This is a genomic window from Corallococcus aberystwythensis (assembly GCF_003612165.1).
Classification (GTDB): domain Bacteria; phylum Myxococcota; class Myxococcia; order Myxococcales; family Myxococcaceae; genus Corallococcus; species Corallococcus aberystwythensis.
In genome coordinates, this window is sequence record NZ_RAWK01000119.1 from 12,328 (window position 1) to 28,958 (window position 16,631).

The 16,631-nt window shown below is 69.9% G+C and carries 16 protein-coding genes and 1 pseudogene; 3 read left to right on the forward strand and 14 right to left on the reverse strand.

What is annotated here, in order from left to right; translation table 11 throughout:
• Positions 1-91 precede the first annotated feature (91 nt).
• The 9 genes from hisS to D7W81_RS20520 form a co-directional block, all read right to left on the reverse strand.
• A complete protein-coding gene (hisS, locus tag D7W81_RS20480; RefSeq protein WP_244227317.1) occupies positions 92-1,354 on the reverse strand; it encodes a histidine--tRNA ligase in 1,263 nt (420 codons plus the stop codon).
• A gap of 26 nt (positions 1,355-1,380) precedes the next feature.
• Positions 1,381-2,223: an archaetidylserine decarboxylase gene (asd, locus tag D7W81_RS20485; RefSeq protein WP_120557068.1), complete on the reverse strand. Its 843-nt coding sequence runs from the start codon at positions 2,221-2,223 to the stop codon at positions 1,381-1,383.
• 34 nt (positions 2,224-2,257) lie between these two features.
• Positions 2,258-2,929: a hypothetical protein gene (locus D7W81_RS20490; protein ID WP_120557083.1), complete on the reverse strand. Its 672-nt coding sequence runs from the start codon at positions 2,927-2,929 to the stop codon at positions 2,258-2,260.
• 101 nt (positions 2,930-3,030) lie between these two features.
• Positions 3,031-3,762 carry a metallophosphoesterase family protein gene (locus D7W81_RS20495; protein WP_014397091.1) on the reverse strand — a complete coding sequence of 244 codons (732 nt, stop codon included), beginning with the start codon at positions 3,760-3,762 and terminating at the stop codon, positions 3,031-3,033.
• Positions 3,763-3,769: 7 nt separating this feature from the next.
• On the reverse strand, positions 3,770-4,108 hold the full coding sequence (locus D7W81_RS20500; RefSeq protein ID WP_120557069.1) for a TIGR02266 family protein: 339 nt from the start codon (positions 4,106-4,108) through the stop codon (positions 3,770-3,772).
• Positions 4,109-4,267: 159 nt separating this feature from the next.
• The gene (locus D7W81_RS20505; protein ID WP_120557070.1) at positions 4,268-5,197 is read right to left on the reverse strand and encodes a PfkB family carbohydrate kinase; all 930 of its coding nucleotides are present in this window, start codon (positions 5,195-5,197) and stop codon (positions 4,268-4,270) included.
• A gap of 128 nt (positions 5,198-5,325) precedes the next feature.
• Complete coding sequence (locus D7W81_RS20510; RefSeq protein WP_120557071.1) at positions 5,326-6,855, reverse strand: MlaD family protein; 1,530 nt, start codon at positions 6,853-6,855, stop codon at positions 5,326-5,328.
• Between the two features lie 127 nt (positions 6,856-6,982).
• Complete coding sequence (locus D7W81_RS20515) at positions 6,983-7,720, reverse strand: ABC transporter ATP-binding protein (protein ID WP_120557072.1); 738 nt, start codon at positions 7,718-7,720, stop codon at positions 6,983-6,985.
• Between the two features lie 50 nt (positions 7,721-7,770).
• Entirely contained in the window at positions 7,771-8,586 is an 816-nt protein-coding gene (locus D7W81_RS20520; protein WP_120557073.1) for an MlaE family ABC transporter permease, read from the reverse strand.
• A gap of 233 nt (positions 8,587-8,819) precedes the next feature.
• Between D7W81_RS20520 and D7W81_RS20525 the strand changes: the two genes are divergently transcribed.
• Genes D7W81_RS20525 through D7W81_RS20535 form a run of 3 tightly spaced genes read left to right on the forward strand, consistent with a single transcriptional unit; the run spans position 8,820 to position 11,668 of the window.
• Positions 8,820-9,380 carry a hypothetical protein gene (locus D7W81_RS20525; RefSeq protein ID WP_120557074.1) on the forward strand — a complete coding sequence of 187 codons (561 nt, stop codon included), beginning with the start codon at positions 8,820-8,822 and terminating at the stop codon, positions 9,378-9,380.
• Positions 9,381-9,425: 45 nt separating this feature from the next.
• Positions 9,426-10,832, forward strand: a complete 1,407-nt coding sequence (locus D7W81_RS20530) for a hypothetical protein (RefSeq protein WP_120557075.1) — start codon at positions 9,426-9,428, stop codon at positions 10,830-10,832.
• Entirely contained in the window at positions 10,829-11,668 is an 840-nt protein-coding gene (locus tag D7W81_RS20535) for a hypothetical protein (protein WP_147445562.1), read from the forward strand. The genes D7W81_RS20530 and D7W81_RS20535 overlap by 4 nt, the downstream gene beginning before the upstream one ends.
• Before the next feature lie 10 nt (positions 11,669-11,678).
• Here D7W81_RS20535 and D7W81_RS20540 read toward each other — a convergent pair whose 3' ends face one another.
• The 5 genes and pseudogenes from D7W81_RS20540 to D7W81_RS20560 all read right to left on the reverse strand — a co-directional run.
• Positions 11,679-12,380 carry an RluA family pseudouridine synthase gene (locus D7W81_RS20540; RefSeq protein WP_120557077.1) on the reverse strand — a complete coding sequence of 234 codons (702 nt, stop codon included), beginning with the start codon at positions 12,378-12,380 and terminating at the stop codon, positions 11,679-11,681.
• Complete coding sequence (locus D7W81_RS20545; RefSeq protein ID WP_120557078.1) at positions 12,377-13,867, reverse strand: M16 family metallopeptidase; 1,491 nt, start codon at positions 13,865-13,867, stop codon at positions 12,377-12,379. Before D7W81_RS20545 ends, D7W81_RS20540 begins: the two co-directional genes overlap by 4 nt.
• Before the next feature lie 2 nt (positions 13,868-13,869).
• Positions 13,870-15,210 carry a M16 family metallopeptidase gene (locus D7W81_RS20550; protein WP_120557079.1) on the reverse strand — a complete coding sequence of 447 codons (1,341 nt, stop codon included), beginning with the start codon at positions 15,208-15,210 and terminating at the stop codon, positions 13,870-13,872.
• A gap of 27 nt (positions 15,211-15,237) precedes the next feature.
• Positions 15,238-15,897 (reverse strand): response regulator, encoded by a 660-nt coding sequence (locus D7W81_RS20555; RefSeq protein ID WP_120557084.1) that lies wholly within the window; start codon positions 15,895-15,897, stop codon positions 15,238-15,240.
• A gap of 5 nt (positions 15,898-15,902) precedes the next feature.
• A pseudogene (locus D7W81_RS20560) lies at positions 15,903-16,631 on the reverse strand (serine/threonine protein kinase); the annotation flags it as partial.

Here is a 16,631-nt window from a genome sequence, read left to right on the forward strand (position 1 = left end):
CTGCTTAACACCTTTACTCCTGGGTTTTCAGGAAAGACGGGCCGCCCCCATCCCCTCCGGCCGGGCGCGTCATGCCGGAGGGGTGCGTGGATCAGACCGCGGGCACCGGGGCCGGGGCTTCCGGCTGGGCGCGCACGGTGGCGGCGACGGCGTCGAGCGCCACGGGGATGGGCTCACCGCCCGCCATGGGCTTGAGCTTCGCCTGACCGCTCTGACGCTCCTGTTCCCCCAGCACCAGGGTGAAGCGGGCGCCGGACTTGTCCGCGCGCTTCATCTGGCTCTTGAGGCTGCCGCCGCGCGTGTCGAAGTCCACCTTCAGGCCCTCGCGGCGCAGGCGGCTGGCCAGGGCCAGGCCCTGGTCCTGCGAGCCCTCGTCCGCCACGGCGATGAACAGGTCCGGCCGCTGGGTGAACGTCTTGCCGCCCTCTTTCAGGAGCAGCACCAGCCGGTCCAGGCCCATGGCGAAGCCCACCGCGGGCACGTCCGGCCCGCCCAGGCCCTTCATCATCTTGTCGTAGCGCCCGCCGCCGCCCACCGTGCTGGCGGTGCCCAGCGCGGGGTGCGAGGCGATGAACTCGAAGACCGTGCGCGTGTAGTAGTCCAGGCCGCGCACCAGCCGGTGGTTCACCACGTAGCGGATGCCCAGCACGCCCAGCTTGCGCTGCAGATCCGTGAAGTGCGCGCGGCACGGCTCGCACAGGAACTCGAGCACGTTGGGCCCGGCCCCGGCCACCGCCTGGCACTTCTCGTTCTTGCAGTCGAGGACGCGCAGCGGGTTGCGCTCCAGCCGCTGCTGGCAGTCCGCGCACAGCTCTTCCCGGTGCGCGTTGAGGTACTCCACCAGCTTGGCGTGGTAGGCGGGCCGGCAGTTGTCGTCGCCCAGTGAGTTGATGTTCAGGGTGACGTCCGTGAGGCCCAGGGCCTCCAGGAACTGCACCACCACGTCCATCAGCTCCGCGTCCTGCGCGGGCTCCTTCGCGCCGTAGGCCTCCGCGCCAATCTGGGAGAACTGGCGGTAGCGGCCCGTCTTCATCCGCTCGTAGCGGAACATGGGCCCCATGTAGAACCAGCGCGACACCGGCTCCTGGTTGTTCACCGAGTGCTCGATGTACGCGCGCGCGGCGGGCGCGGTGCCCTCCGGACGCAGGGACAGGCTGCGGCCGCCCTTGTCCTCGAAGGTGTACATCTCCTTGCCGACGATGTCCGTCTCCTCGCCCACGCTGCGCACGAAGAGGGCGGTGTCCTCCACCACCGGCGTGCGCACCTCGCCGTAGCCGAAGCGGCCGAACAGCGTGCGCGCGGTGGACTCCACGAACTGCCAGACCTCAATCTCACCCGGCAGAAGGTCGTTCATCCCCTTCACGCCGTTGATCTTCTGGCTCACGTGATGACTCCAATGCGCTTGCCCATGCGCACCACCGCCTCCGGCTGGAGGCTCTCGTCCCAGCGCACGCGCCCGGGCTCGAAGCAGAGGATGACGGTGGAGCCCATCTCGAAGCGGCCCAGCTCTCCGCCCTTCTCCACCGGGATGCCCGCGCCGTAGCGGTGCACCTTGCCCGGCTGGCCAATGTGCGTGGTGATGTCCTCGTAGGACGCCTTGATGCGCGACACGCAGGTGGCGCCCACCTTCACCACCGCCACCTTGCCGGCCACGGTGTCCAGGTACGTCACCAGCCGCTCGTTCACGCAGAACAGCGACTGCTTGTTCTTCACCGACGCGGGGTTCACCGGCCAGAACTCACCCGGGATGTACGCATACCCGGTGATGGTGCCGCCCAGCGGCGAGTGGATGCGGTGGTAGTCGCGCGGCGACAGGTACACCGTCGTCCAGGCGCCGCCGTGGAAGGGCTTCGCCGCCTGGGCGTCACCCAAGAGCTCGTCCACCGTGTACTCGATGCCCTTCGCCTGCAGGCAGCGGCCGTTGTCCGAGTAGCCCACCTGGGACACCCGGCCGTCCACCGGCGACACGACGACCTTCTCCCCGCTGTCCACCGGGCGCAGGCCCGGCTTGAGACCGCGGGTGAAGAACTGGGCGAAGGTCGGGTACTTCTCGAAGGCGTGCTCCGCCTCCTCCATGTCCACGTTGTACGCCTTGGCGAAGGTGCGCATGGCCCAGTGGTGCACCGGCGCGGGCGCGGGCAGGCGCGTGGCCAGGCCCACCGCGGTGGACACCGCCGACTTGGGCAGCACGCGCATCAACTTCATGAAGGTCTGTTCGTTCATCGGAGGTCGTCAGCTCGGAAGGAGAGGAAGGGGTTCAACGGCCGCCATCTTCAGGCACCGTGCCGCCGTCCTGATAACGGCGCACGGTCCGCATGGCGCTCTTGGGTAACAGCGCCAGCACGCGGCCGTCTTCAATCACCAGCGCGGTGTCCCGGTGGGTGGGGAACTCCATCTGGCAGGACGCCCGGTCGCTCAGCTGCCAGGTTTCCCGCATTCCCCGCCCCTCCACCGTGAGGGGCACGAAGCGGATGAAGCAGCCCCGGAAGCCCGCCGCCACCTCGGTGACCGGGGTGCCCACCTGGGGCCCGGGAATCACGCCGGCGTCCTCCGGACCGGCGTCCGCCGGCTCCGCCGCCACGGGCTCGGGCGTCTGGGGGAAGTTCGTCTGGGAGGGGTCCTGGGTGGGCAGCGTCTGGGCGCTGGCCACCGCGCGGCGCTGCTCCTCCTCGGCCGCCTGCATGCGCGTGCGGCCCTCCTGGATGCGCTGGAGCAGGGACTGGGACGCGGCGGAATCCACGCTGTCCGCGGGCACTCGCTGCAGCTGCGCTTCAATCTCCCCGATGGAGGGGTCCAGGTACGCCGCGTCCAGTTTCTGGGCGTAGAGCGCCGTCCACCGGCGGCTGGCCTGCTCGAACTCAGGCGAGGGCGGCGCGGGGGCGCGGCTGCACCCGGAGACGAACAGGAGGGCTGCGAGGCCAAGGCCCATGATGGGCCGCTTCGGACGGGGGACCTGGGGGCGCACGGCCCCGGTTTATGCCACCTTCCGTCCGGCCGCGCCCCTTTTCCGCACGCGCCGCGCCAGGCGGCCTAGACGCCCAGGAACAGCCGCTTGCCGAAGTTGAGCGCCAGGTCCGCGTCGAAGATCTTCTGCGCGGAGGTCTCGATGTCGTACTCCACGCGCAGGTACTCCACCGTGCGCGCGTCCGTGTCGCAGATGACGAAGCAGGCCCGGTTGTCGTAGTCGCGCGGCTGGCCCACGCTCCCCACGGACACGATGTACTTGTAGCCCTTCCTCAGCACGAACTTCTGGGCCACCACGTCGTTCACCTCGCCGTTGCCAATGGCGAACGCGCGGCACAGGTGGCTGTGGCCGATGAACGTCACTTCCGGCAGCTCCGCCACGTACGGCGTCAGCTCCCGCGCCTGCTCCAGCGCGAAGATGTACTCGTACGCCTTCGGGTCGATGGGCGAGCCGTGGCAGAAGCCCACCTCGCCGATGCGGTACGTGTACGGGAGGCTGCGCAGCCAGGCCAGGTTCTCGTCGGAGATGACGTTGGCACTCCAGTCGAGCGCGTGCCGGGCGGCGTCGTAGTAGTACGAGTAGTCCATCCGCCCCGCCACCGCCGCGTCGTGGTTGCCCAGCAGCGTGATCTCCGCCACCGAGCGCACCAGTTCGCAGCACGGGTTGGGGGACGCCCCGTAACCGACGATGTCCCCCAGCGACACGAAGCGGTCCACCTTCTGGTGCTCCGCCACCCTCAGCACCTCCGTGAGGGCCTCGATGTTGGAGTGGATGTCGGAGATGACGGCGATGCGCATGGGAGCCCTATAGGGGGGTCTGCTGCTGGGAGATGATGCGCCGCAGACTCGTCAGTGCGTCCGCGTCCAACGCTTCGAACCTCAGGCCCATGCCCGGGGGACGGCCGGCGGGTTGCTCTTCCTGCCGCAACCAGACGACCGTGGCCTGCGCCTGCAACTGCGTGTCCGTGGCCTGCTTCGTGAGCCGCACCTGCGTTCGCGTCCCCGCCGCCAGCGGGGTGCTCGTCCTGAGGAAGAGGCCTCCCTCGCTCAGGTTGGAGATGCGTGCAAACAGGGTCACGTTCTCACCCTCGCACCAGCAGCGCAGGAGGGTGCCGACCCGCGCGTGCTTTCGATTCTCACTCAACCCGGGGGACCTCCCGACGCGGAAACTTCCCGTCCACGTCGGCGCTGAAAAAGGACGTCCGCACCGGATTTATTCATCCACTGCGTCCGGTCGAGCCTAGGGAGGGTGGGTGCGGCCCGTCAAGTTCCACACCGGGCCGCATGCCCTTCCTGAACTCCCCTACCCGCCCAGCGGGCCCAGGTCGTCGAAGTGGGTGAGCTTCTTGAACTCGGCGAAGCGGGCGTGGATCTCCGGGCGCTGCACCTCGCGCAGGCGCTCCAGGCTGAACTTCTCCACGGTGAAGGAGGCCATCACGCTGCCCATGACCATGGCCTTGCGCAAGAGCTGCTGATCCACCTTGCCCGTGGCGGAGGTGGCCAGGGTGCCCATGAAGCCACCGGCGAAGGTGTCACCCGCGCCGGTGGGGTCGAACACCTCCGACAGGGGGAACGCCGGGCAGGCGAAGATGTGGTCCTGGTCGAAGAGGAGCGCGCCGTGCTCGCCGCGCTTGATGACCACGCGGGACGGGCCCATCTTCAGGATGGCGCGGGCGGCCTTCACCACGTTGTGCTCGCCGGACAGCTGGCGCGCTTCCGCGTCGTTGATGAAGAGCAGGTTCACGCGCTGGAGCGTCTTGAGCAGCGCGGGGCGGCTGCCCTGGATCCAGAAGTTCATCGTGTCCGCGGCCACCAGCTTGGGCGCCTTCACCTGGTCCAGCACGCGCGACTGGAGCTCCGGGTGGATGTTGCCCAGGAAGACGTAGGGCGTCTCCCGGTAGGCGGCCGGCAGGTTGGGCGAGAAGGACTCGAAGACGTTGAGCTGGGTGTCCAGCGTCTGCGCCTCGTTGAGCTCCCAGCCGTACTTGCCCTTCCAGCGGAACGTGCGGCCGGCCTCGCGGGTGAGCCCCTCCAGGTCGATGCCGCGCCCGCGCAGGAACTGAAGGTGCGACTCCGGGAAGTCCTCGCCAATCACCGCCACCAGCTGGACGGGGCCGAAGAAGGACGCGGTGGTGGAGAAGTAGGTGGCGGAGCCACCCAGCACGTCCTCCTTCTTGCCGAAGGGCGTTTCCAGCGAGTCCAGCGCGATTGAACCGACGACGAGCAGAGACATGAAGGCTTCTTCCTGGGGGTGACCCGGCGCGCGTACGGCATCGCGTCAGGGCACGGCGCGTTCCCAGGGGAAACCCCGTGCCCGTGCCGGGTACGACACCTTCCCGGCAACGTCAAGGGGACAACGGTCTAGAACGCCGGGACGCCAATGGTGGTGATGAGGGCCTTCAGGTCGTCGTCGGTGAAGAAGAAGCCCGCGCCGAAGAAGAAGTCACGCCCGGCGATGAGGCGCCGGGTGGCCGCGTCCCGCTGCCTGGCGTTGAGGATGTCGTCCATGCCCGCCATGACGTACAGGTGGTCGAACGCCTGGGCCTTCAGCATGGCGCGCAGGCGTGGGTAGCGCAGCTCGTCCGCGGTGAAGTTGAACGCGTCCATCTTCAGGGTGAGCGCGTCGTCGAAGAGGTGCAGGTCCGCGCCCACGCCGCCCGTGGATTCGATGAGGCCCACACGCAGCGTGGTGAAGTAGTAGCGCTTGGCGAACTGGAGGCTGACCTTGAAGGACTCCTTGGTCACCTTCTGCGTCTGGATGACCGGGTCCCCTTCCGACGGCGGGTTCGTCTGCACCACCTGCGTGCTGACGGAGCCGCGCGGGTCGTCGATGATCTCCAGCAGGTAGTACTTGTCCGGCTTGGGGATGAGCTTCAGCGTCAGGCCGTTCTTCGACGCGCCCTGGGACACCAGGTAGGTGCTGAACAGGCCCACCTCCGTCTGGAGGGTGGAGAGGCGGGTGGCGAACTCGCTGACGTCGGTGACGGCCTCGCTGACGCGCTGCCCCAGCTGCTCGTCGGTGAGCAGCGCGCCCGCGGCGCCCTCGCCGTCCTTCACCTTGCGGGTGATGTCCTCCAGGTTGGCCAGGGTGTTGTCCAGCCGGCCCAGCGTCTGCTTGAGGCTGGAGACGCTGTCCTTGAGCTCCCCTTCCCCGCTGCCCACGATGTTCTTGACGGTGCCCAGCACCTCGCGGACGTCCTGGGTGATGCGCTCCACGTTGGTGACGATGCGGGTGACTTCCGCGCCGTTGCCCTGGGTGATGGCGCGCACGTCGGAGGACACGCCCTCCACGTTCGCCATGATGGTGTCCAGGCGGTCCGTGTTGCGGCGCACCGTCGCATCCACCGAGTCCGACAGGCGGACCAGGTTCTCCACGATGCGCTCCAGGCTGCCCGCGCCCTTCTCACCGCCCAGCACCTCGCGCAGCGCGCCCGTCACCTGCTGGATGTCGGAGGTGATCTGCGACAGGGACTCGAAGACGGCCTCCATGCCCTGGGTGTCGATGACGCGGCGGATCTGCCCGCCGTTCTCGATCTCCGGGGCCTGCTCGGTGCCGGGGTTCAGGTCCAGGAGGTAGTCACCCAGCAGCGACTCCGAGCGCTTGGTGATCGCGGCGTCCTGGCGGATGTCCACGCCCTTGCGGATCTTCAGCCAGATCTTCGCGCGGGTGCCCTCCAGGCTGATGTCGCTGATCTCCCCCACGGGGATGCCGGCGATCTGCACCCGGCCGCGCACCGCGAGCCCGGACGCGTCCCGGAAGTAGGCCCACACCTGGGTGGAGTCACGGTCGCTCAGTCCGCCCTTCTTGGCGAACAGCACGAACGCGATGAGGAAGCCCCCGGCGGCGAGGACCAGCAGGCCAACACGGAAGGGCGTGACGAGCTTCTTCACCTGATGTGACTCCGAGCGCTACCACCGCTACCACCGGCCGCGCGCGACTCTAACGATTTGCATGCCGGGTGCCAGCTTTTCATGTTGGGCTGGAATCCTTGGGGGACCGCCTACCCCGCCCGGCGTCCTAGTTCTTGCCGAACCACGTCTGGAGGAAGACCTGGACGGCGGGGTGCGTGGACTCCCGCAGCTGCTCCGGCGGGCCGTGCTCCACGATGACGCCCTTGGACAGGAAGGCGATCTGGTTGGCCACGTTGAAGGCGGACGCGATGTCGTGGCTGATGACCACGCTGGTGACGCCCAGCTCCTTCTGCGCGGTGAGGATCATGTCGTCCACGGAGTCCGTGGTGATGGGATCCAGTCCGGTGGTGGGCTCGTCGTAGAGGACGACCTTGGGGTCCAGCACCACCGCGCGCGCCAGGCCCACGCGCTTGCGCATGCCGCCGGACAGGTCCGCGGGGAAGCGGCCCTCCACCTCGCGCTTGAGGCCCATGAGGTCCAGGCGCTTGCGCACCTGCACGTGGATCTCATCCTCGGACAGCGCCGTGTGCTGGCGCAGCGGGAAGGCGACGTTCTCGAACACCGTCATGGAGTCGAAGAGCGCGGCGGCCTGGAACACCATGCCGAAGCTGCGGCGGACCTGCTGCAGCCCCTCCACGCTCATGGGGACGATGTCCTGCCCGTCGATGATGACCTGGCCGCTGTCCGGCTTGAGCAGGCCGATCATGTGCTTCATCAGCACCGTCTTGCCGGAGCCGGAACCGCCCAGGATGACGCAGGTGCTGCCCGCGGGCACGGTCAGGTTGATGCCGGTGAGGACCTTGTTCCCCGCGAACGTCTTGTGCAGGTCCACGATGTCGATCATCGCCCGAGCAGCCCCGGTGGACTCGGACGGTGGCGGATTCGGCGGGCCCATCAGTGCATCAACATGCCGACGATGAAGTCGAGGATGAAGATGGACAGCGCGCTCGCCACCATCGCCTCCGTGGTGGCCTGGCCCACGCCCTTGGCGCCGCCGGACGCGTTGAAGCCCTTGTAACAACAGACGAGGGCCACGGAGAGACCGAAGATGGCGCCCTTGATCAGCCCCTCGTAGATGTCCGCCGGGGCCATCCACTGCTGGGTGCGTGACAGGAACGTGCCGGGGGAGATGCCCAGGCCGAACACGGCGACGATGTAGGCGCCCGTCATGCCCGTGGTGTTGAAGAGCATGGTGAGCGCGGGGACCATGAACAGGCCGGCGAGCACCCGGGGCACCAGCAGGTACTGCACCGGGTTGACGGCCATGGTCTCCAGCGCGTCCACCTGCTCGGTGACGCGCATGGTGCCCAGCTCCGTGCACATGGCGGAGCCGGCGCGCATGGTGACCATCAGCGCGGCGAACACGGAGGCCAGCTCTCGCGTGAGCGTCAGGGCCACGGTGGGGCCCACGAGGCTCTCCGCGTCGAACAGGGCGAAGGCCGTGGACGTCTGGAGGGCGAACACCATGCCGGTGAAGGTGCCGGTGAGCCCCACGATGAAGATGGAGCCCACGCCCACGAAGTCCAGCTGGGTGAAGAGGTTGTGCAGGCGGAACGGGCGGCGCACGCTCCAGCGGAAGACGTCCAGGCCCAGGGCGACCACGCCGCCAATGCTGCTGACGACATCGATGATGCCCTTGCCGATGCCCTCCACCGACTGAGTGAAGGCGCCGGTGAACCGGTTGGGTTTGGTGGGGGTCTCGGTGGTCATGCGTTCAGGCGGGCGACTCTACGTGCTCCGGACGGCGGCACAAGGGAACTGAGCGCTGGCCCATCCCACCCCCACCTCCATGGCTGGTTGCCCGGGGGGCTCCCACGCGACATGCGGGTGCGATGCGATGGGGCTTCCTCCGCCTGGGGTCGGCCGTTATGTTCCGCGGCCCTTTACTTCAACGCCCGGCGCGCCCCCGTGGGGGAGTTGCCGGGCCAGAGCGACACGACAGCATGGCTACCCTGAAGGTCGGCGGCGAGGTGGATGCCCAGTGCACCCGCTGCAAGATGAATCTGGCGCACACCATCCTCGCGATGGTGGGTCCGAAGATTGTGCGTGTCCGCTGCAACACGTGCGGTGGTGACCACGCGTTCCGGGGCACCGCGGGCCTCACGGACCGCCCCACCAAGACGGCCGCGACCCGCGCGCCCCGCGCCGCTTCCGGCACGACCCGCGCGGAGAAGGTGGTCATCTCCTTCGACGATCAGCTGGCGGGCAAGGACATCGCGAGCGCCCCCAAGTACAGCCCCAAGGACACCTACAAGGTGGATCAGGTCATCCACCACCCGACGTTCGGGGTGGGCCTGGTGACGGCGGTGCGCGGCGACAAGGTGGACCTCACCTTCCGCTCGGACACCAAGACGCTGGTGCACGGCCGCGGAGGGGTTCCGGTGGACAGGCCCGCCTTCAGCCCGCCCACGAACAAGCAGTCGGGGCCCGCGGACAAGCCCATGGCCGACCTGCCCCCTGAAGAGGAAGCCTCCGCTGAGACTTCCCTGCCTTCCGGGGATTGACCCGGAGGCCGGAGCGGCGGTCAACTGTGACGCTGGGTTTCCCGTATGCGTCCGCCGCTCCACCTCGCTGTCTGCCTCCTGATGCTGGGTGCCGCCGTGGCGCGGGCGGAACCGCCGGAGGTGGAAGCGACGCCCGGGCGCGTGGTGCTCGGGCAGGACACGGCCGTGGAGGTGCGGGTGCGGGTGCCCAAGGGCGCCGGCCCCGTGCGCGCGGCGGCCTCTTCCGGCACCTGGGCGGAAGCGCGGGTGGAGGGTGGCGCCGAGCGCGTCTTCCACTGGACGCCTCCGCCCGTGCGCTACCCGCTGTGGGCGGTGCTCGCGTTCTGGGTGGAGGACGGCCGCGCGCCGGAGGTCACCACCCTGCGGCTGCCCATGCTGGGGCGCACCACGCTGGACGTGTCCACCGCGCCGGGCGCGGAGGTGGTGGTCGCGGTGGGCGAAGCGAGATTCGGCCCGGTGAAGGCGGACGGACGCGGCCGGGCGCAGGTGCCCGTGGAGGTGCCTCCAGATGCGACGGAGGCGCGCGTGCTCGCGACCCGGGGAACGCTCACCACGGATCGCAGCGCGCCGCTGGAGGTGCCTGTCAGTCATCCGCTCGCCGCCGCCCTCACGCCGGATCCGCTGCCCGGAGACGGCGGTGGCTGGCTGATCATCGCGGGGATGGAGGAGCGGATCCCCGCCACGGCGCTGGACGTGGAGGCGGAGGGCGCCACGGTGGCGCCGGTGGATCCGGAGCGCGCGCGCTACCCGGTGCAGCCGCGCGCGGACGCCACGGAGGTGTCCGTCACCGTCCGCTGGAGGGATGAGCCCACCGGAAACGCGGTGCGGCTCCAGGGCACGGTGAAGCCCGCGGCCGCACGGCCCGCGGAGGCGGTGATCATCCCGCCCGCCGCCCGCCTCTTCCCGGCGCATGGGGTCGTGCGCCCGGCGCAGTGGCAAACGTCGCTGTTCCTCCTGGGCGGCGCGGCGTTCGCGAGCGGCGCCAATGGTGGACCGCTGCTGGGGCTGGGCGTGACCAGGCCGCTGCCGGTGTGGCACTACCGCGTGGCGGCGGAGGCGGAGGTGGGCCTGCGTCACGCGAGCCTGGATGGGCAGCAGGGCGCCACGACGGTGCACTCACGCGTGTGGGGGATTCCCCTGCTTCTGTCCGCGCGAGTCACCCTTTTCCAGCAGGGTTCCTTTCAGCTGGACGGCCGTGCAGGCGGGGGCGTGCTCGCTTTGAGCCATCACCTGTCAACGGAGGCCACTGAGACCGGGGCTGTCTTTCCTGACGCCGTGGATGAGCGCAAAGTGCGCCCCATGGGATTCCTGGCCGCGCAGGGTGCTTATGCATGGGGTCGCTGGAGTGTCCTCGCGGAGGTGCGCGCGGCGCTGGCGCCCGTGGAGACGCCGTCGCTGCGCGCCGAACTGGGCGGCGTGTCCGTGTCCGCGGGACTGAGGTTCGTTCCGTGATGCGCGCGGGCCTGGGCGTGGTGGGGATGGCGGTGCTGGCCTGGGCCTGCACGGGCGGCCCCGAGTCCCTGCCTCCGCCCACCATCGTCGGAATCGAGCCCGCGACGCTGCCGGTGAACGCGAAGGACGAAGCCCTCACCGTGCGGTTCGACGCGCGCTACAGCGTGGCCGTGGACTACGGCGCGGAGAAGGTGGATGCGCGCATGGGTTCCGGCCGCATCTGGGTGGATGAGAAGGAAGCGGCGGTGACGCACTTCGACCCGGCGGGACTGGCCATCGTGACGGTGCCCCGGGGACTGGGCGCGGGCGCGCACGCGGTGCGGCTGCGGCTGGATGACGGGCGCGAGGCGGTGGCCGAAGAGGGCCTCACCCTGCGTCCTCCGGGCCAGGGCGTGGTGGATCCGCCCATCTCCGAGGACGCGGGCGTGCTCATCCTGACTGACGCGGGGCCCATCTACGGCGACTTCGACGGCGGGGTCGACACCTCGGACGGCGGCGAAACCGTGGACGCGGGCCCCGGGCCGGATGATCCGATGCGCGAGGGCGACATCACGGCCTTCGCCTTCGACGCCATCGAGGGCACGCGCATGAGCCGGACCTCCTTCGCCATCACGGTGCGGGCGCAGGGTCCCCGGGCGGGGCACTTCAAGGGCTCCGTGGAGCTCTACGCGTCGCGCGGCACCGTGACGCCCACCAAGATCGGCCCCTGCGACAACGGCGTGTGCTCCGCGAGCATCGTCATGGACGCGCCCGCGGGCAACGTGCACCTCAACGCGAAGGACAGCTTCGGCGCGGCCGGCGAGTCCAACACGTTCCGGCTGGAGCCGTACAAGTAGCGCGGGGCCTTCACCCCGCCGCGCGCAGCAGCTCCAACGTGCGCAGCATGTCCGGCGGCAGCGGCGCGTCCACGCCCCGGGCTGGCACTCCAGGCAGCGCGGGCCACTCCACGCGGGCGGCGTGCAGCGGCGTGCGGGCCAGCACCTCCTGGGTCCCCTGCCCTCCCAGGTCGCCTTCCGTGAGCGGGGCCTCGCGGCCGTACTGGTGGTCCACGAGCAGCGGGTGCCCCAGCGACAGCAGGTGCACGCGAATCTGATGCGTGCGGCCCGTGAGCGGCTCCGCCTCCACCAGCGATGAACGCGCGAAGGTCTCCACCGGACGCACCCGGGTGCGGGACGGCTTCGCGTCCGGCTCGTCGGGCCTGGCCACGCGCATTCGCCCCTTGCGGCCGGCCACCAGCGGCGCGTCCACCATCCGGGGCGCCTCCAGCCGGCCCTCCACCAGGGCGCGGTAGCGCTTGCGCACCTTGCCCGCCTCGAAGGCCTGGGACAGCGCGCGGTGCACGTCCGCGTCCAGCGCGAACACCAGCGCGCCGGAGGTGTCGCGGTCCAGCCGGTGCACCACGTACACCTTGCGGCCCAACGCGGCCTCCAGCGTGTCGCGCAGGGACGGACCGCCCTCGCGGCCGGGGATGACGAGCACCCCGGCCGGCTTGTCCACCACCATCACGCCCGCGCCCTCGAAGAGGACGCGGGGAACCTCTCCGCTCATTCGTAGTCCGACGCCGGCACGACGGTGATGGGGCCCAGCCCTTCCAGGAGCGGCTTCACCTCCGACGCCTTGCCCAGCACCACGATGACGGGCCGGTCCGCGAACGCATACTTCTTCGCGGCGGCGGCCACGTCCCTGGGCGTCACCGCGCGCAGCCGGTCGCGGAACTTCTCCACCCAGTCGTCGCCCAGGCCGTGCAGGCGCATGTCCGCGATGACGGAGGCCACGGACTCGTTGGTCTCCGTGCGCAGCGGATACAGGCCGGCCAGGTAGCTCTGCGCGTCCTTCAATTCGCGGGGCTTGAGGCCCGCGTCGCGCACGCCGTGGATCTCCTTCAGCGCCACGTCGATGATCTCCCGCGTGGACGCCGTCTTCGTGAACGTGGACAGGCCGAAGATGCCGCCCGCGCTCATGGTGTCGAAGTAGGAGCTGACGCCGTAGGTGAGGCCGCGGTTGACGCGGATCTCGTTCATCAGCCGCGACGTGAAGCCGCCGCCCAGCGCGATGTTCATCGCCGTGGCCGGGAAGTAGTCCTCGTGGCCCAGCCAGAAGCCCGGGCCGCCCAGGCGCACCTGGGACTGCGTCTGGTCCGGCTTGTCCACCAGCAGCACCGTCCCGGCCTTCTCCAGCGGCTTCTGCTCGCGGGACAGCTCCGGGGCCGCCTCCGGCCCGCCCACCCAGCCGCCAAAGGCGCGCTCCGCCTCCGCGGCCACCGTCTCCGGCGCGATGGCGCCCACGACGGTGAGCAGCGACACGCGCGGCCCCATGCGCTCCGCGTGGAAGCGGACCACGTCCTCGCGGGTGAAGGTGGACACGGTGCGCTTGATGCCGCCCAGGTCGCGCCCGTACGGATGGTCTCCCCACACGGCGCGCGTGAAGGCGCGGTCCGCGATGGAGGACGGATCATCCAGGTCGTTGGCGAACTGCGCCAGCGCGCGCTCGCGGGCGTCCGCCACTTCCTTCTCCGGGAACGTGGGCTCGCGCACCACCTGCCCCAGCACGTCGAGCATCGCGGAGAAGTGCTCCGCGGGCGTGGTGAGGTAGACGGACAGCACGTCCTCGTTGACGCCCGCGTAGAGGCTGGCGCCCACGAACTCGATGGCCTCGCTGATGCCGTCGGCGTCCATGCGCTTCGTGCCCCGGCGCAGCAGGCGCGCGGTGAAGTCCGCCAGGCCGTCCTTGCCCGGCGGATCCCACGCGCCACCCGCGCGCATCACCAGCCGCACGGAGACGAGCGGCAGCGGCCCGCGCTCCGCGGCGATGACCTGGACGCCGGAGGACGTGACGCTCTCATGCAGCACGGGCAGCTTCAGTTCGCCGGTGGCGGCGGACTTCGGCGCGGGCACGGCCTTCAGCTTCCTGGCGCGGGCCGGGACGACCTTCTTGACCTGCGCGACCTTCTTGCGAGCGGCGGAGGCCTGCTTGCGCGCGGCCTTGGCGGCCTTGCGGACGGTGTTCTTCACGGAGGCGAGTTTTCGGGAGGCCATGTTTACGCGTCCGCCGCTTCATCACCGGCTTCGTTGGCGCCGGCTTCGGGATGGAGGGTGACCACCGAGCGGCGCTCGGGGGCGAAGTACTTCGCGGCCACGGCCTTCACCTGCTCCGCCGTGACGTTCGCGTAGAAGGTCGGCAGGGACAGGCCCTCGCGCCAATCCCCCAGCAGGGCCTCGTAGTGGCCCAGGGCGTGACCCCGGCCGCTGTTGGTGGACAGCTCCCGCAGGTGGTCCGCGCGCAGGTTGTTCTTCGCCTTCTGCAGTTCCTTGTCGGTGACGCCCTCGCGCGCAAGCCGCTCCAACTCCGCGTACAGCTGGCCCTCCACCTTCGCCGCATCCGAGTCCGGCTTGAGCTCCAGGTAGAACAGGATGGTCCCCGGGTCGATGCGCCAGCTCCAGTCCAGCATCACCGACACGGCGGCCTTCTGGTCATACACGAGGGACTTCACCAGCCGGCTGCCCTCGCCCTTGGTGAGGACGTACTGGACGACGTCCAGCACCAGCGTGTCCTCGTCGCTGGCGGCGGGACCGCGGAAGCCAATCATCACGGACGGAGACTGCGCGGGGTGGCGGACCACGGCGCGGCGCTCACCCTTCTGCTCCGGCTCCGCGTTGAGCACCGGCGCGGGCGTGGGGCCGCGCGGGATGTTGCCGTAGTAGCGCTTCACCAGCGCGAGCGTCTTCTTCGGGTCGATGTCCCCGACGATGTAGAGCACCGCGTTGTTGGGCGCGTAGTACGTGCGGAAGTACTCCTGGCAGTCCTCGCGGGTGATGTTCTCGATGTCCGCCATCCACCCGATGACGGGCCAGCGGTACGCGTGCGCCTTGTAGACGAGCGTGCCCAGCTCCTCGTCCATCATCCCGGGGATCTCGTTGTCCACGCGGACGCGGCGCTCCTCCATCACGACCTGGCGCTCGCTCGTCAACGTCTCCTGGGAGATGCGCAAGGAGCGCATCCGGTCCGACTCCAGGTCGAGCACCGTCTCCAGCGCGTCGGCGGAGAAGTCGTCGTAGTACACCGTCATGTCGTTGGACGTGTACGCGTTGGAGCGGCCGCCGTTGGACTCCAGCGTCTTGTCGAACATCTTGGGGCCGTACTTCTTCGCCCCGTTGAACATCATGTGTTCGAACAGGTGGCTGATGCCGGTGATGCCGGGCCGCTCATTGCGGCTGCCCACCTGGAAGAAGGTGTAGAGGCTGACCACCGGGGCCTGGTGGTTCGCCAGCAGGCGGACCTTCAGGCCATTGGGCAGCGTTGCCTCGTGAACGTCGAAGAGTGCGGCGAGGGTGGGGTCCACCGCGCGCACGGCGGTGGACCGCGGGGATGCCTTGGACATAGGTCCCCCACCGTAACCACGGCGCGGCTAGAGATCCACGACACCTTCACGCAGGGCCTTCACCACCGCGTCCACGTGCGAGTTGACGCCCATCTTCCGGTAGATATGCGACAGGTGCGTGCGCACCGTGCGCCGCTCCAGCGTCATCACCCGCCCCACCTCCGCGTTGGACAGGCCCTTGGCCACGAAGCGCAGGACGTCCAGCTCCAGGGCCGTCAGCCCCCAGGGCAGCTCGGCGGGCTTCTGGGCGGGCTTCGCCTGGACGGACTGGAAGTAGTTCCAGAAGCGCCGGGCGATGATGGGCTCCAGCACGGTGCCGCCGTCCATGACCTCCTGGATGCCGGAGCGGATCTTCTCCGGCCCCACCCGCTTCACCAGGTAGCCGGACGCGCCCGCCTGGATGGCCTCGTAGACCTTCTGCTCGTCCTCGAAGGACGTGAGGATGAGGATCTCCACCTCGGGGGCGCGGCGCTTGACCTTCTGGGTCACCTGGATGCCGTTGAGCCCCGGCAGCTCCAGGTCCAGCAGGACGAGCTGCGGGCGTTCCCGGACGATGTCGTCCACCGCCTGCTCACCGTCCTGGGAGGTGCCCACCACGTCCAGCTCCGGAAAGGTGCCCAGCACCTTGACCAGGTTGCGCAGGAGCTGGGGCTGGTCCTCGACGACGAAGATGCGCGTGCGCTCCACGGAACTCACCGCCTGGTGGGGGGAGGCTGGAACTGTTCGTCCAGCTTCTGGTGCTGGCCCCGCGAGAAGCGGAGCTGGAAGTCCTTCTGCTCACCGGTGGAGACGGCGACCACGCGGATGTCGCGCGTGCCCACGCGGACCGGGAAGTTCACGAGCGGCGTCTGCCGGCGCACCCGCGCCCCGTCGATGTAGACGTGCGCCGGGAGGTTGGTGCGCAGCGTGAGGAACGCGCGCTGGGTCTTGGGAGGAACGCCCGGCTCGGCGGTGTCCTCCTCCGCGTCCTCGTCCTCCACGTCGCGCGCGCCCGGGGTGGGCGGCGGCGCGGGCGGTGGGGGCGTGATGGGCTTGAGCGCGGACGGGTTCGCGGGCGGTGCCGGGGTGCCGTTGGCCCCGGGCGCGTTCGGGTCGTAGCGGGGCAGCTCCGGCTCCTGCACCGGATCCAGGCCCAGCCGCCACGCGGCGACCGCGAACATGAACAGGCCCACCCCGGCGATGCCGCCCGCGATGAGGCGCAGGCGCTTGCGGCGGGCCACGACGTCCACCGCCTCCATGCGCGGCGTCTCTACCGTGTCGAAGCGCTGGTGCACCGGAAGGTGCCGGTCCGACGGCGCGGGCTCCGCCATGTCGTGGCGCACGCGGCCCTCCGCCTTCGGAGGGGCCATGCGGCGCTCCGACCGGGGCTCGGCGGGAAGGGCTTCGGTGGGCTCGGCGCGGCCCCGGCGCTCCTGGCGGGG